Source organism: Chryseobacterium sp. c4a, from assembly GCF_009900745.1.
In the GTDB taxonomy this organism is placed as follows: Bacteria; Bacteroidota; Bacteroidia; order Flavobacteriales; family Weeksellaceae; genus Chryseobacterium.
The window spans coordinates 290,597-306,759 of sequence record NZ_WXVU01000001.1 but is presented as its reverse complement, the minus strand read 5'-3'; the positions used below and the strand labels follow the sequence as shown (position 1 = coordinate 306,759).

8 protein-coding genes are annotated in these 16,163 nt (G+C 35.1%); 4 read left to right on the top strand and 4 right to left on the bottom strand.

Going from position 1 to position 16,163, the window contains the following annotated elements:
* Positions 1 to 186: 186 nt before the first annotated feature.
* From GTR01_RS01460 to GTR01_RS01450, 3 genes are read left to right on the top strand one after another with little or no spacing between them, the layout of a single operon-like run.
* Positions 187 to 5,214, top strand: coding sequence for a translocation/assembly module TamB (locus GTR01_RS01460; RefSeq protein ID WP_160136102.1), 5,028 nt, complete (start codon positions 187 to 189; stop codon positions 5,212 to 5,214).
* A complete protein-coding gene (locus GTR01_RS01455) occupies positions 5,214 to 7,541 on the top strand; it encodes a BamA/TamA family outer membrane protein (RefSeq protein ID WP_160136101.1) in 2,328 nt (775 codons plus the stop codon). The genes GTR01_RS01460 and GTR01_RS01455 overlap by 1 nt, the downstream gene beginning before the upstream one ends.
* A gap of 1 nt (position 7,542) precedes the next feature.
* Positions 7,543 to 8,478, top strand: coding sequence for a YihY/virulence factor BrkB family protein (locus tag GTR01_RS01450; protein WP_160136100.1), 936 nt, complete (start codon positions 7,543 to 7,545; stop codon positions 8,476 to 8,478).
* Between the two features lie 100 nt (positions 8,479 to 8,578).
* Here the strand turns inward: GTR01_RS01450 and argS are convergent, their stop codons facing one another.
* Complete coding sequence (gene argS / locus GTR01_RS01445) at positions 8,579 to 10,339, bottom strand: arginine--tRNA ligase (protein WP_160136099.1); 1,761 nt, start codon at positions 10,337 to 10,339, stop codon at positions 8,579 to 8,581.
* 162 nt (positions 10,340 to 10,501) lie between these two features.
* On the opposite strand from argS, the gene GTR01_RS01440 reads away from it, so the two are divergent.
* Positions 10,502 to 10,660 carry a bacteriocin-like protein gene (locus tag GTR01_RS01440; protein WP_160136098.1) on the top strand — a complete coding sequence of 53 codons (159 nt, stop codon included), beginning with the start codon at positions 10,502 to 10,504 and terminating at the stop codon, positions 10,658 to 10,660.
* 82 nt (positions 10,661 to 10,742) lie between these two features.
* On the opposite strand, the gene GTR01_RS01435 is transcribed toward GTR01_RS01440, so the two are convergent.
* The 3 genes from GTR01_RS01435 to GTR01_RS01425 are packed head-to-tail and all read right to left on the bottom strand — an operon-like array spanning position 10,743 to position 15,675.
* Positions 10,743 to 11,189, bottom strand: a complete 447-nt coding sequence (locus tag GTR01_RS01435) for a lipocalin family protein (RefSeq protein ID WP_160136097.1) — start codon at positions 11,187 to 11,189, stop codon at positions 10,743 to 10,745.
* A 60-nt stretch (positions 11,190 to 11,249) separates the two neighbouring features.
* The gene (locus GTR01_RS01430; protein WP_160136096.1) at positions 11,250 to 12,710 is read right to left on the bottom strand and encodes a SusD/RagB family nutrient-binding outer membrane lipoprotein; all 1,461 of its coding nucleotides are present in this window, start codon (positions 12,708 to 12,710) and stop codon (positions 11,250 to 11,252) included.
* A 4-nt stretch (positions 12,711 to 12,714) separates the two neighbouring features.
* Positions 12,715 to 15,675 (bottom strand): SusC/RagA family TonB-linked outer membrane protein, encoded by a 2,961-nt coding sequence (locus tag GTR01_RS01425; RefSeq protein ID WP_160136095.1) that lies wholly within the window; start codon positions 15,673 to 15,675, stop codon positions 12,715 to 12,717.
* Positions 15,676 to 16,163 lie beyond the last annotated feature (488 nt).

The window sequence follows — 16,163 nt, the reverse complement described above, 5'->3', positions numbered from 1 at the left end:
AGGGGGCTTTTTTTAAAACTACAATCCCCGCCTTGGCTCACCTTACTCAACTATTCACTTGACAACTACACAACTAAAAATTCCATAATAAGGGCAGCCAAGGCAGGATTTTTGCATTCATAAGGGATACCACAACAAAGACCGTATAAAATAGTATTATTATCTTTGTTAGAAACCTTCTCACTTTTGAAACTGAAAATCAACACTACCAAACTCTTAAGGCGTATTGCAATAACCTTTATTTCAATATTGGTTTTTCTTACCCTGTTGATACTAAGCTTAAGACTTCCAGCCGTTCAAAACTTCATCAAAGACAGATTGATCGTTTACCTGGAGCAAAAAATTAAAACCAAAGTAAGCCTCGAAAGAGTTTACATCGGATTTCCCAACAGCCTTGTCATGGAAAACCTTTACCTCAAAGGGCAAGATGTTGACACTCTTTTGGCAGTAAAAAAACTGGATGTTGGCCTACACATGCTCAAACTCATCAATTCCACTGCAGATATTACCTCTGTAGATTTGGAAGGAGCACGTGCTAATGTTGTAAGAAAACCGAATGGTAAATTCAATTTCGATTATATCATTGATGCCTTTGCAACCAACGACAAGGAAGAAAGCTCTTCCAAACCTTTCATTATTTCTCTTGATAAAATTAAATTAAACGATGTTGGAGTTACCTTCAATGATCAACAGTCGAAGAATGATATCAATCTTTATTTTAAATCTTTTGATACCAGAGTAAAAAAATTCGATCTCAATAAAAACACCTACGCTGTTAACGATATTAATCTTGATGGATTAAAATTAAAGTTAAAACAGGGAATTGTAGAAGAAGTCTCTAAAAAGGTTGAGAAAAAAGTAGATTCTCTCAATGAAAAAAAACCGATGAATATTGGTTTAAGAGGAATTAAACTTACTCACTTTGATATTGACTATGGCGATGAAAATACCAAAACATACGCAAAGGTTATATTCAAAGAATTAAGCACAAAAGTCAACAAACTTGATCTGGAAAATAATGTCTTCAATATTGGCAATGTATTTCTTTCAGGAGCTGATATCAATGCCAACCTTTATCTTCCGGCTCAAAATGCCAATCCAAAAAATAAAAAAGAACCGGAACCATCCAAAGTATCCAAGGAGGATAAAGCTATGAATCTTCTTTTAGGGAAACTGGTTTTGAATGATGTAAAAGCAACTTATAACAATACTGCGATTGCTCCTACTCAACAAGGAATAGACTTCAACCATCTGAATTTTTCCAAAATGAATGTTGAGGTGAGAAGCTTCAAAATGGAGAATAATACTTTCGCGGGGACTGTTAATTCTGCAGAAATTCAAGAAGCCAGAGGATTGAATATTCAGAAATTCAATACAGATTTTGTATACGCAGAAAAAGAAGCCTATCTAAAAGATTTATACCTACAAACTCCCAAAACGGTATTACGTGATGAGGTTATTTTAAATTATAACTCCATCGATCAGCTGACCTCCAATTTAGGTGCTGTAAAAATTTCAGCCAATATCAAGGATTCAAAAATCGGATTTTCTGATATTCTAAACCTGGTTCCTACTTTAAAAAATACGATCCCTTTCAATAAATATCCCAATGCGACCCTAAACATTAATGCAAATGTAAAAGGGAGTGTAAATGATCTTCTCATCCAGGATCTTAAAGTAACCGGACTGGATCAATTGAGAGTAGCAGCATCCGGAAGAATCAAAAATGCGATGAATCCAGATCAGCTATATTACGATCTGAGGATTGAAGAATTCTCATCCAATGCTAAAACGATTTACAATTTAGTTCCGAAAAATACCATTCCATCTACTATTTCTCTTCCTTCAAACTTCAGTATCAAAGGAAATGCAAAGGGAACAACAAAGATGGTCAATACAGACCTCAACCTCTACTCTACTCTTGGAAATGCAGCCGTTGTTGCCAATGTGGATATGCGTAGAAAAAATCATGAACTGTATGATGTAAAGGCTAATCTTCAGGGAATACAGGTTGGAAAAATTATTCAGAATAAAGATATAGGCTCCATCACAGCCCAGATTTCTGCCAAAGGAGAAAGTTTTGATTTCAAAAATGCAAATGCCAACCTAAAAGGTCATGTTGCTTCTGCAGCTTACAAAGGTTATCGTTACCAGAACATGAATTTAACAGGTAAGATCAACAAAGGTGCTTACGATGTTATTTTAAATTCAAAAGATCCGAATGCTGATTTACAGCTGATGGCTTCCGGAATCTATCACGAAAAAAATCCGACCATCAAAGTGAATGGTGAAGTCATCAAATTAGATGTCAACAAGCTTGGTTTCTACGAAAAACCAATGATTCTTGCTGGGAAAATAGACGGTGACTTTACAAGCCTTGATCCGAATAACCTGAATGGTTATTTAAACCTTAAAGATTTTGCTTTTTCAGATACCAAAGAAGTTTATCCGGTACAGGAAGTTCATCTTAAAGCTTCATCTACTACAGATTCTACCCAAATTATTTTCAATTCACAAATTGCAGATGTTGAATTGAAGGGTAAATATAAACTTACTCAGATTTTTGGCGCTTTAACTCAAACCATCAATCAATATTATCAGTTCCAGAAACCGGATAAAACTCAAAAAATTGATCCGGGACAGCATTTTACCTTTACAGCAAAGATTAAAAATGATGACTTGATCAGAAAGTTTGTTCCGGACTTGAAGGATTTCGAAACGATAAATCTAGCAGGAAACTATAATGCGGATTCACAAAAAATTGAAATCGATGGCCAGATTCCTCAATTGCTATATGGTGAAAATACCATTGAAAAAGGAGCATTGAAAGTCACAAATGAAAATCAGGCATTACAATATAGTCTGAATGTTGCGGCATTAAAAAGCTCAAGTTTTTCGCTGAAAAAAATCAATATTGATGGCGATATTGCAGATAATACGATTAACTACAATATCACGACAAAAGATGATAAAGATGCCACTCAGTTCCTGATTGCAGGAAATGCCAAATCATTGAATGATATTACAGAGGTTTCTTTGAATCCCAATGGATTAAAACTCAATTATGCAGACTGGAATGTTGCTGAAAACAATAAAATTCAGATCAGTAAAAAGGGAATTTTAGCAGACAATTTCAGATTAAGTAATGGGGGAAGCGAAATTTCTATTCAATCGGAAAGTGAAATCCCAAGTAGCCCTTTGAACATTGCTCTGAAAGATTTTAAAATAGAAACCATTACAGAACTGATTAAAAAAGATACGGTTCTGGCAAGAGGAACCATCAATGGTACAGCCCAACTCAGGGATGTAATGAAAGACATGACTTTCACCTCTGATTTGAATGTTTCCAATCTTATTGTCTATGGAAGTCCTGTCGGAAATCTCGCTGTAAAAGTGAACAATTCTTCACCGAAACTTTTAAATGCTGACATTGCCCTTTCCGGAAACAATAATGATGTAAGAATTCTTGGAGATTACAATACGGCTTCAAGTTCTTTTGACCTGAATATGGCCATCAACCAGCTTCAGATGAAGAGTATTCAAGGTTTTTCTATGAATGCCATTACCAATACAGAAGGATATCTCTCCGGAAACCTTAAAATCACAGGCACTACAGACAAACCTAATATTTTAGGAAAGGTAAAATTCAATGATGCAGGGCTTGAGATTGCCAAGACAGGAAGTGATTTCAGAAAATTAAATGATGAGATCGATTTTACCAGCCGCGGAATTGAATTCAATACATTTAAAATCAAAGATAAGGATGGAAATGCTTTGGTGGTAGACGGACAGGTTCTTACCCAAACGTACAGAGATTTCGCATTCAATTTGAATGTCAATGCCAAGGATTTCAAAGTAGTCAACTCTCAAAAATCCAATGATGCGATGATGTATGGAGTACTGGCTATTGATGCCGGCCTTCGTATCCGAGGAAACCTTGATTTACCAAAAGTGGAGGGAAGACTAAGTGTTGCAGACAACACAGACTTTACATTTGTACTTCCTCAATCTAATCCTTCATTACAGGAAAGAGATGGAATTGTAGAATTCGTAGATCAGGATCAGGTTGTTTTAAATAAAACCATCAAAACTGATTCTCTTAATGCCCAAAGCCGCATTAAAGGTATGGATGTCAGCGTAAATATTGAAGTAAGTAAAGAAGCAAAATTATCTATTGTTATTGATAAAGCAAACGGAGATTTCGTTCAGCTACAAGGAGAGGCAGAATTAACCGGAGGAATTGACCCTTCCGGAAAAACTACCCTGGTAGGAGTATATGAAGTTGACAAAGGAAGCTATGATCTTTCTGTGAGTTTCCTGAAACGTAAGTTTGATATTCAGAAAGGAAGCACTATCACTTGGACTGGAGAGCCCACAATGGCCATTATGAATATTACGGCAGTATATAAAACTGAAGCACCGCCTATAGATCTTGTAGAACAGCAAATCAGTGGTCAGAGTGCATCAACAATGAACCAGTTTAAACAGAGAGTTCCTTTCAATACTTTGCTAAAAATGAAAGGCGAATTGTTAAAACCACAGCTGACCTTTGATATTACAACAGATGAAAAAAACAATGCTGTGTCAACCAATGTAAAGGATGTTATTGATCAAAAACTTGCTCAGCTCAGAACCCAGGAGTCTGAATTAAATAAACAGGTATTTGCCTTGCTTCTTTTAAACCGTTTTATTGGTGAAAATCCTTTTGAAAGTGGCGCAGGAGTATCTGCTGAAACAATGGCAAGACAAAGTGTGAGTAAAATCCTTTCTCAGCAATTAAATAATCTGGCAGCCGGATTGATCAAAGGAGTAGATCTTAACTTCGGACTAGATTCTTCCGAGGATTATTCTACAGGACAGAAAAATACAAGAACCGACCTGAATGTGGATATCAGTAAAAAATTATTGAATGACAGATTGAAAGTAACGGTTGGAAGTAATTTCGGATTGGAAGGGCAAGCCCGCCAGAATGAAAACATGACAAATATTGCAGGGAATGTTTCTGTAGATTACAGTCTTTCCAAAGATGGAAGATATATGTTACGTGCTTATCGTAAGGATGAATATCAGGTAGCTCTTCAGGGGCAGATCATAGAAACCGGAGTTGGATTTATCATCACTCTGGATTATGATAAATTCCGTGAGATTTTCCAAAAGTCTAAAGAGAAAAAAACTAAAAAGAATCAAAACAATCAAGTGGTAGAATTTAAATAATGAGTAATACATTTCATACATATTGTAAATATCTGTTGGTTTCCGGATTTGCTTCGGCTGTAGTTTCCTGTAGCAATACCAGGTTTTTAAAAGAAAACCAGATGCTTTACACAGGTGCAGAAGTAAAGATTGAGAGTGACACTATTTCCAAAAAAGATAAAAAAGATCTTCAGGCAGCACTGGAAGCTAAACTTACTCCCAAACCTAATTCTACATTTTTAGGATTACGCCCTAAGCTGTATTTCTACAATATTGCCAAGGAGCCTAAGAAAGATAAAGGCTTTAATTATTGGCTTAAATATAAGATGGGTGAAAAACCAGTATTATTAGGAGATGTAGATCGTGAGTTCAATAAAGACATTATTGAAAACTACTCTGAAAACAAAGGTTATTTTAACGCCAGAGCGACTTATGATACTGTCTCAAAAAATAAAAAGGCAAAAGTCATTTATACCATAAAGCCTGGAGCCAGATATTTGGTGGATGGAGTTAAATTTCAAAAAGATTCTACTCTCATCAATCAGGAAATTCAAAATGTTGCCGGCAAGACCCTTCTTAAAAATGGTAGACCATTTGATTTGGATGTCATCAAGGCCGAAAGAGAAAGAATAGATAACAGACTGAAAGAAAGAGGTTTTTATTATTTTCATCCGGATAATATTATTGTACAGGCAGACAGTACCGTCAACAAAAATCATAAAGTAGAACTGAATGTAAAATTGAAAGATAATACGCCTGCTCTATCCACTCAACAATTCAGTATTGATAAAGTAGTAGTATTCCCTAATTATAATATTCAGGATGTAAAAGAAGGGAAATACAGCGTTCCGATGAACAAAGATTCCTTAGATAAATATGCTTTTGATGATATGTATGTCATTGATCCGCAACATAAATTCAAACCAAAGATTTTTGATAGAGCTTTATATTTTAAAAAAGGAGATCTTTATAACCGATCCAATCATAATCTTACTCTTAACCGATTGATCAGCTTAGGGGTATTCAAGTTTGTAAAAAATGAATTTATCACTTCAGATTCATTGAATCATAAATTTGATGCTTACTATCTATTAACTCCAAGACAAATTCAGTCTTTAAGACTTGAAGCGTTGGGAAGAACCAACTCCGCCAATTATGCAGGTAGTGAACTTAATCTGAACTGGACGCATAGAAATTTCTTCCGAGGAGCAGAACAATTTAAAGCAGCCATCTTTGGAGCTTTTGATTTTCAGATGGGAGGAGCTCAGAATGCCAATAATATTTTCCGTGGAGGAGCTAATGTACAGCTTTCCATTCCAAGAATTGTAGCACCATTCCGCTTTCACTCTTCCAGTGAGTTTGTTCCCAGAACCAATATTACATTGGGATATGAATTCCAGAACAGAACCCAATATTATACCCTTAATAATTTTACAGGTTCATTCGGATATGTATGGAAAGAAAATGCTAGAAAGGAACATGACCTTAAAATAATTGATATTACCCTTGTATCTCCACAAAAGGTTACCGCTGAATATAATGTCATTGCAGAAAGGAATCCAGCTATGGCAAGAATTGTTCAGAAGCAGCTTATTTTTGGTCCTACTTATTCATATACCTATACCAACACCATGTTGCCCAAAAAGAATACCTTCTATTACAAAGGTACGCTTGATCTGGCAGGAAATATCACAGGATTGGTAACAGGAGCCAACGTAAAAGAAGATAAAGAGAAAAAGATTTTCGGTATTCCTTTCAGCCAATATGCTAAGATTGAAAATGACTTCAGATTTTATCATAAGCTCACGGAAAAATCGTCATTAGCAACAAGGCTTATTGCCGGAATTGCTTATCCATACGGAAATTCAGAATTTGTACCTTTTTCTAAGCAGTTTTTCTCAGGAGGAAGCAACAGTATCAGAGCATTCCGTGCGAGAACTTTAGGGCCAGGAAGTTTTGATCCCAGGACTATAGATGAGGGGGCTTATTTTGATCAGTCCGGAGATATTAAGTTAGAATTAAATGCAGAATATCGCGCCAATCTATATAAGTTTTTAAATGCTGCCGTTTTTGTAGATGCCGGAAATATCTGGCTGCTTAATAGTGATCCAGATAGACCAGGCGCTAAATTTACAAAAGACTTCCTGAACGAAATTGCAGTAGGAGCCGGAGTTGGTCTAAGACTTGATTTCTCTATCCTGATTTTAAGATTAGATCTGGCAATGCCATTGAGAGTACCTTACTATGAGAAGGGAGACAGATGGGCTTTCGATAAAATTAATTTCGGAGATCCCAACTGGAGGAAAGACAATCTTGTTTTAAATATTGCCATCGGATATCCTTTTTAATATGATTAATAATGCAAAATTTTTCTGGGAAGTCTTAAAAGACACCTTTACGGAATGGAACAGCTCTTCTGCATCCAAAGATTCAGCGAGTCTCGCCTATTACGCAATCTTTTCCATCCCGGGATTATTGATCATTATTATCTGGGTACTTGGTAATTTTTTTGGTGAAGAAGCTATCAGAGGGCAGATCAGTACCCAAATCAGCGGAATCATGGGGCCGGATGTTGCCAAAAGCATTGAAGGAATGCTGGCCGGCGCTCTCATTGATAAAAAGAATATTTTTATGAAAGCTGTGGGAGTGGGAGCATTGGTTTTTGGTTCTACTACCCTATTCTTTCAACTTCAGCATACGTTGAATTCTCTTTGGGATGTAGAATCTGCACCCAAAAAAGCATTACTTAAATTTTTACTGGATAGAGCCAATTCCTTAGGAATGATTTTAATTCTGGGATTTCTGCTCATGATCACCATGATCTTGTCTTCATTAATCAGCCTTTTCAATAAAATCATTACCCAATATTTTGGATTTGAAACTTACCTTCTGGTTGAGGTGGTCAACTTTTCAATTGGCTTTGGACTGGTCATGCTATTATTCGCCCTCATGTTTAAAGTTCTTCCGGATGTACAAATCAGCTGGAAATCTGTTTGGCGGGGAGCTTTTTTAACAACTGCATTATTTACATTAGGAAAATTTTTACTGAGTCTTTATTTCAATCAGGTGAAGCCTACCTCAGCATTCGGAGCTGCAGGAACAGTAATTCTGATTATGATGTGGATTAATTATTCCTGTATGCTTATTTTCTTTGGCGCTAAATTTACCAAAGTATACACCTACAAAAAGGGATATAAGGTAACCCTATCCAAACATGCCCGTTGGAGTGCTGCGAAGCTATATGCGGATAGTTTAAAGCAGATGCATGAAGAGAAGAGTGAATGATTATGATACAGGTTACGTGATTCGTGTTAAAAAAATCAAGAATTTCAAAATCATTAAACATACATACAAAAAAGCCTCCTGAAATCAGGAGGCTTACTTTTTACATTCTGTTTACTGTTCCAATTCCCAGCAATTCCAACGATTTTTTGATCGTCTTGGCTGTAAGGTCGGATAAATTCAAACGGAATTGTTTGATATTTTCATCATCCTGATTCAAAATAGGATTATTCTGATAGAATGAATTATACGATTTCACCAGGTCATATACATAGTTGGCTACCAAAGCTGGGCTTAATGTTTCTGCAGATTTAGCGACTACCGTTTTGAAATTGGCAAGCTGCATGATCAATTCTTTTTCAAATTGATTCAACATCACATCAGCTGTTTCTTTATAAGCAAAGTCTGCTTTTGATAACAATGACTGAATACGAGCATAAGTATACTGAATAAATGGCCCTGTATTTCCGTTAAAGTCGATACTTTCAGCCGGATTGAAAAGCATTTTCTTTCTAGGATCTACTTTTAACATGAAATATTTCAACGCACCAAGACCAACCGTTTCATAAGATGCTTCTTTATCTTCCTCAGAAAGATTTTCAAGCTTTCCTAGTTCCTGAGCCTTAGATTTCGCTGTTTCATACATTTCCTGCATCAAGTCATCAGCATCCACAACAGTTCCTTCACGTGATTTCATCTTTCCTTCAGGTAATTCAACCATTCCGTAAGAAAGGTGGAATAATTGATCAGCCCACTCATATCCTAATTTTTTCATGATCTTGAATAGAACCTGGAAGTGATAATCCTGCTCATTACCTACCGTATAGATAAGTTTTTGAATATTATTTTGCTTGAAACGTTCTACGGCAGTTCCTAAATCCTGAGTCATGTACACTGAAGTACCATCAGAACGCAGTAATAATTTTTGATCAAGACCTTCATCTGTCAAATCACACCAAACAGAACCATCTTCTTTTTGGTATAACACTCCTTTATCTAAACCAGTTTGGATAAGATCTTTTCCTAAGATATAAGTATTACTTTCATATTGAACCTGATCAAAGTCAACTCCTAATCTCTTATAAGTTTCGTTAAACCCTTTGTATACCCAAGAGTTCATTTCTTTCCAAAGATTTCTTACTGTTTCATCTCCATTTTCCCAGTCCAGAAGCATTTTTTGTGCTTCCTTCATTACCGGAGCTTCTTTTTTAGCCTGTTCTTCTGCTACTCCCTGAGCTACAAGCTCAGAAATTTCTTTTTTATAGTTTTTGTCGAACTCTACATAATAGTTTCCTACAAATTTATCTCCCTTTGTATGGGTTGTTTCAGGAGTTTCTCCGTTTCCGAATTTTTCCCAAGCCAACATAGATTTACAGATATGAATACCTCTATCATTGATGATTTGAGTTTTAATCACATCATATCCTGCTTCTTTTAAGATCTGAGCTACAGAAAAACCTAACAGATTATTTCTGATATGTCCTAAGTGCAGAGGTTTGTTTGTATTTGGTGAAGAATATTCCACCATTACGGTAGCGTTTTTCTTATCTATTGTTGAAAATCCATCATGTACAGATCTGAAGTTATCGACAAACAATTGATTTTTAACCTTAACATTAAGGAATCCTTTTACCACATTAAAACTTTCAAAAAGATCAGTCTGCTCTGTTAAAGCCTCTCCTAATTCCACCCCAATACTCTCAGGATTTTTCTTCAATTGTTTTACTAATGGGAAAGTAACAATGGTAAAGTCACCTTCAAATTCCGTTTTATTTTCCTGAACTTCCAGCTTAATGTCTTTTAACTGAAATACATTTAAAATGACTTCTGAAAGTTTTTGTTCTATAATATCTTTAATATTCATCTCAAAATTTAAAGTACAAATTTAGTGAAATAAAAAAGACAACTCTATACTACAGCGGCAGACATTCAATTATTTGATCATTTTTTGAATAATCATATTGAAAATCAAGCCATTGCCTAAGTTTTCCATATATTTATTATGCTTATTAAACAAAACTTTATTATGAAAAATCTAAAAAAATTCACGAAAACAGAACTAAAAAAAATTACTGCAGGAAATGCTCCATGTTGTGAACCTTGGGGTAGATGTCCCGACGGTTATAAACAATGTAGAGAATGGGGAGCTTGCTTACCTATGTCTGTAAATTGTAATATTGCATAAAAAAAGGTCATTAAGACCTCTTTTTTACTTAGTAAAAAATAAAAGAACCGCCTTTCGGCGGTTCTTTTTATGATAAGAATATTTATCCTTTTCTAAATATCAAAATTCCGGTATCGTTTCCTGGCACATTATCCAAGTTCTTATTATTATCCTTAATTCTTAATTCAGTTTCAGAATATGACTCCACTTCTTTTCTCAAAGTTTTAGTTTCATTTCCTTCTGTATAGGTAAGAATTAGAACGTTATATAACTTATCATAAGCCCACTTCCCGGTAAAAGAATCTACTAAATTACAAGTATCACCAGCTCCTGCTTCATTTCTTTCGTAAGTTCCGGAATAATCTGTATTAATATATATCTGACCTCTACTTTCACAATCATTAAGAGGAATAGTTTTCCCTCTAAATTCATAGTTAGCAGGTTTCCATGTGCCAGTTATATTTGTATTATCCACAACTGTAGGAGTATCATCATTACTTGAACATGATACCATTCCGGTCAATAAAAGAATTCCAATAAAAAATTTCATAATTAAGTATTTCTATATCCAGATTACTAAAAACATTAGTAATCTGGATGATTATTTAGTTTAATATTTATCCCAGAAGATTTTTGTAGAAACTTTGTCTCCTCCAATTTTTGCAGCTGCAGCATTTACATTTTTAGAATTCACAAGGTATTCATCCTGAGAATACTTCATTCTGATTGGAACTGCCTCTACTCTAGAGTTTGATGGGTTTACAAATATAGGGAAATCTAATCTTCTTGCAAAGTTCCATGCTTGGAAGCCTTTGTTAAACATTGCTACCCATGACTGGAAACCTAAGGTTTTTTTCCAGTTAGTTGCATCATATGGAGTTGCTGCAATAATTGCATTTGCTGCACTACTATCCATTCCATATTCTGTTACTGAAGCCTCAACAGCCTTCTTATATAGATTAACATCAGTATCACCTACATTAAATCCTCTTGCAGCAGCCTCTGTTTTTAAGAACATAATTTCTGTATAGTCTAATAAGAACCCTTGTGCATTTTCATTAGTAATTGCATCTGTAAAGTGAGAGAATAAACCAAAAGTATTCGTTTTAGCATATTTTCCTCCTACATATTGTCCTTCATAAAGTGTAAACCAAACTGCTCTTCTTGGATCATTTGTTGAGTTCATATAGTTCACTAAAACATCAGAAGGTAAAAAGTCATTTCTTCCAGACTGGATTACATCCTGATAAACAGGGTTAGATAATAAACCTGATGGGAAAGTCTGCAATCCAAAGTTATCACTTTTATCAGCAAATAATCCTCCAGCAAAAGCTGCTTCTGCATACGTTTTAGCCAAACCTGGTTCTACGTCTGATAAGGTAACAGCCATTCTAAATTTCAAAGAATTAGCCATTTTTTTCCATTTAACCATATCTCCTTTGTAAATCAGATCTTTATCATATCCTTTTACAGAAGTATCCATCATAGCAATAGCTGCATCAATTCTTTTGATAAGATCCAGATAGATTGTTTTAGCATCATCATAAGGAATCTCTGCATTTCCTGGATTTTCTGCTGTAGCTTTCAATGCTCCAAAATAAGGGATATCTCCAAAAGTATCAACTAAATTAGCCCATGCATATACATTCACTAATTCTATCATGGCGATATTATTCTTTTTCTGAGCAGGGCTTACATCTTCTGATTCTAGAAATCTCCTTGCATCTCTTAATGCAGATAAAACCCCCGGAGAATTTACCGTAGCTGAAGAAGAAGCCATCATACGATTGTAATGATTGGTAGGAATTGGTCTCTGTACCATATCATATCTCGCTTCGTCAATATAAGTTGTTTCTGTCCACTGTTGAGTGAAGAAACGTGTAATATTACGGTTAACGTTAGGAGTTAACATTTGATCAAGAAGGGCTTGTTCAGCACTTGCAAAAAGTACTCCCGAAGGAACTACCGTTGGGTGTTTTGGATCTTCATTCAGGGACGTAATATCTCTTTCGCAAGAGGTAAATGTTAACGTCAATGAAGCAAAACCTATCATTAAAAATAATTTTTTCATTTTTCTAGAATTTTAAAGTTACGTCAATACCAATATCACGAGTCGTTGGCAGTGATCCAATCGACTGGCCTTTCGCTGCTAAACCATTACCTGTTCCTGTTTCAGGATCTGCATAAGGTAAATTTTTGTGAATAATCCAAAGGTTTCTACCTACAATAGAAACTTTAGCATCTCTGATACCTGTATTGGCTAAAATTGACTTTGGTAAGCTATATCCGATACTTGCTTCTCTTAACTTTACATAAGAAGCATCATATACGAATCTCTTGTTTGGCATAACCCCGTACCCATCTATACTACCAGCACTATTTGGATCTCCTGCAACAGTTGTGTTAGGAGCTCCGTTTGGATTTACTCCTGGATTTACAACACCGCTTTCTCTATAATCAGCAGTTTCTGCATAAAGTCCGGTTGCTAATCCGTATCCCATGTCTGGAGAGAATACATCACCACCTTGTTTCACATCAATAAGGAAACTTACTGAGAAATCTTTATAACGGAAACTGTTTCTAACTCCACCAACCCAATCAGGAGTAACATTTCCGATCACTTGGTTGTTGTTTCTAAGATAATTTCCTGATGTAGGATCTACAATCTTATTTCCGTTAGCATCATACTGATAATCTGATCCTACTAAAGCTCCAAAAGCTTCTCCTACACGTGCATTAAGAGATACGTTGTTCTGATATCTTGCTAATAAATAGTTTTGAGAATTTCCATTTAATGCAACTACCTTATTTTCATTTTTAGACCAGTTTACATTAATATCCCAAGAGAAGTTATCTGTTTTAATTGGCGTACCATTTAACTGTACTTCAACCCCTTTATTATCAATTTGTCCTGCGTTTACCAAGAATGTTCTATATCCTGTAGCTGGCGAAACCGGTAAATTAATAATCTGATCAAATGTTTTTGTCTTATAGATTGCGAAATCAAATCCTAACCTGTTTTTGAAAAACTGCGCCTCCATACCAAATTCGGTTTCTTTCGATCTTTGAGGTTTCAAGTCTGGGTTAGCAAGGAAGTAAGGCTGATCAAATAACCCTTCTCCTCTCGCTTTAAATGTATTTACTAATCTATAGTTTCCTGTAGAAGATCCAACCTCTGCGTAGTTAGCTCTAACTTTCCAGAAACTCAACCATGGCTGCTTCACAAATTCTGATAAGATCACGGCTCCAGTAATAGAAGGGTATCCGTAGCTATTATTTCCTTTTGGTAAGTTTGATGACTGATCACGACGGTATGTAGCATCTACAAATAAGAAGTTCTTATATCCTAAAGAGGCTGTTGCATAATAACTGGAAGTAAGCCATTTTGCATAATTTTCATCAGGAGGAAGTATTGTTCTTACTGAATTGGAGATGGCGAACAATCCAGGTTTTGATAAACCACCTTCAGTACTCATATATACGTTATCAATTAAATTTCTTCTAACGTTTCCACCTGCAATTCCGCTTAAATTTAAATCCTCAGTAATATTAAATTTATAATTTAAAAATACATCGAAGTTTAATTCAGAATTTTTCATGTTGGTTCTGGCATATCCTGAAGAAACATTCAATCCTGAAGCACCGAATACCTGTGGAATTGATCCGTTCATTAATCTTTCTTCTACAACCATCTGTAAATCATCATAAGATAATTTACCTGTAATTCCTAAATTTTTAGAAATATCATATTTTAACTGAGCGTAACTAAATACTCTCGTTCTGTTATCAGACTGATAGTTTTGATATCTTTGGAAATAAGGGTTATTCCAGAATTGAGGAGTTGCTTCATCTGGTGAAGTTCTGTTCCATGAAAAGTTCGTATTCCCATTATTTAAATAGGCATTTCTTAATGCATACACATCCACGTTGGTCTGCCACCATTGTCTGAATCCAGAAACAATGTTATCAGAATAACCAGTTTCATTACGTCCTTTTGTATCCTGCAACGTTAAAGTTGTAAAAACCGAAGCGTGTAACTTATCCGTAAAATCGTGATTAAATTTAGCTGAAATTGTATTTTTTCTTAATTCTGAATTTGGTAACAAACCATTGGAAAGCATATTGGAATATGATAAGGAAAGATTTGATGTCTTATTTCCTTTCTCAATGGTTACTGTATTAACATAAGTGACTGGTGTTTCAAAAAATTTGATTGGCCCGTTTTTGGCAGCAACCCAAGGTGTTGCTTTTTTATAATTTGGGGAGGATGGATCATATGAATCCCACTGATATACCAAAAGGCTAGGGTCAAATTTAGGCCCATAAGAAGCATCATCCTGGAAATTGGCATAATGGTATCCATCCTTACTTAATGGGAAGTTCCAATCTTCACCACCATATCCGGCTCCATATTTTGTCTGATACGTAGGGAATGTAGATTTATCAATAAATCCTGCTGTAATTCCTGAAGTTAGAGTAACTCCCCAGCTACCATCATTGTTTCCTTTTCCACTTTTAGTTACAATAAGGATTACCCCATCACTACCTCTCTCTCCATAAAGAGCAGAAGCTGCGGCACCTTTCAATACGTTGATGGATTCAATATCCTCCTGATTGATATCAGAAAGGAAGTTACCATAATCAAATGGAGCATTTGTTGATAAGGATGAGTTGTTAACAGGAGATCCGTCAATTACAATAAGTGGAGATCCTCCCGATAAGGATTTATATCCTCTGATCAAAAGGTTGGAAGATCCACCAAAGTTGTTGTTGGTATTTACCTGTAGTCCGGCTACCTTACCCGAAAGAAGAGAGGCTACGTTTCCTGTATTAGTAGTTCCTCCAGTTAATTCTGCTGCCTTTACTTCTTCTGAAGCATAGCCCAGTGATTTTTTTTCTCTTTTAATCCCAAGAGCGGTTACTACCACGCCCTCGATCTCTTTTGTTTTAATAGTATCTTTCTTTTGCTGAGCATTTGCAACTGCAATAGAAGATGACAATACTAAAACAAGAAGACCTGTTGTTAGTTTCTTCATATCAAATTAATTTTGTACCCTACAAATTTGTAAAACTTTCCTAACAACACAAAGGATTTTTTAAAAAAAATATCGATCTTTTAATAATCAAGAATAAAAACAATCAATAAATTATTAAATTAAGTTAAAAACACTTTTTTTAACAAAAACAAGGAAAATTAATCGATATTTTTTTCTGAATAAATCAATTACATCAATTATTGATATTTTCTATAGCCACAATCTTCAGATACCACACTAATAGATTGGTTTACAGCAACATTAATCACTTTCATTAGAATAAAACTCACACTGCTTAACCACATACCATGCTTTGCATATATTTTTTCTTATCCCTAAAAAAAGTTAAAACGTCGTGCAAACAACGAAAAAAACACTACAGATTTAATGAAAAATATGAATAAATTAATATAATAAAAACATAAATAAAATCCTTTCAAAAAAATGGACTTATATTTTAAAACATCAATCCTTTTATTGATATTAAT

Coding starts and splice junctions, on each gene's coding strand:
- GTR01_RS01455 (WP_160136101.1), top strand. CDS start 5,214: ATGAGTAATACATTTCATACATATTGTAAATATCTGTTGGTTTCCGGA.
- GTR01_RS01450 (WP_160136100.1), top strand. CDS start 7,543: ATGATTAATAATGCAAAATTTTTCTGGGAAGTCTTAAAAGACACCTTT.
- argS (WP_160136099.1), bottom strand. CDS start 10,339: ATGAATATTAAAGATATTATAGAACAAAAACTTTCAGAAGTCATTTTA.
- GTR01_RS01440 (WP_160136098.1), top strand. CDS start 10,502: ATGAAAAATCTAAAAAAATTCACGAAAACAGAACTAAAAAAAATTACT.
- GTR01_RS01435 (WP_160136097.1), bottom strand. CDS start 11,189: ATGAAATTTTTTATTGGAATTCTTTTATTGACCGGAATGGTATCATGT.
- GTR01_RS01430 (WP_160136096.1), bottom strand. CDS start 12,710: ATGAAAAAATTATTTTTAATGATAGGTTTTGCTTCATTGACGTTAACA.
- GTR01_RS01425 (WP_160136095.1), bottom strand. CDS start 15,675: ATGAAGAAACTAACAACAGGTCTTCTTGTTTTAGTATTGTCATCTTCT.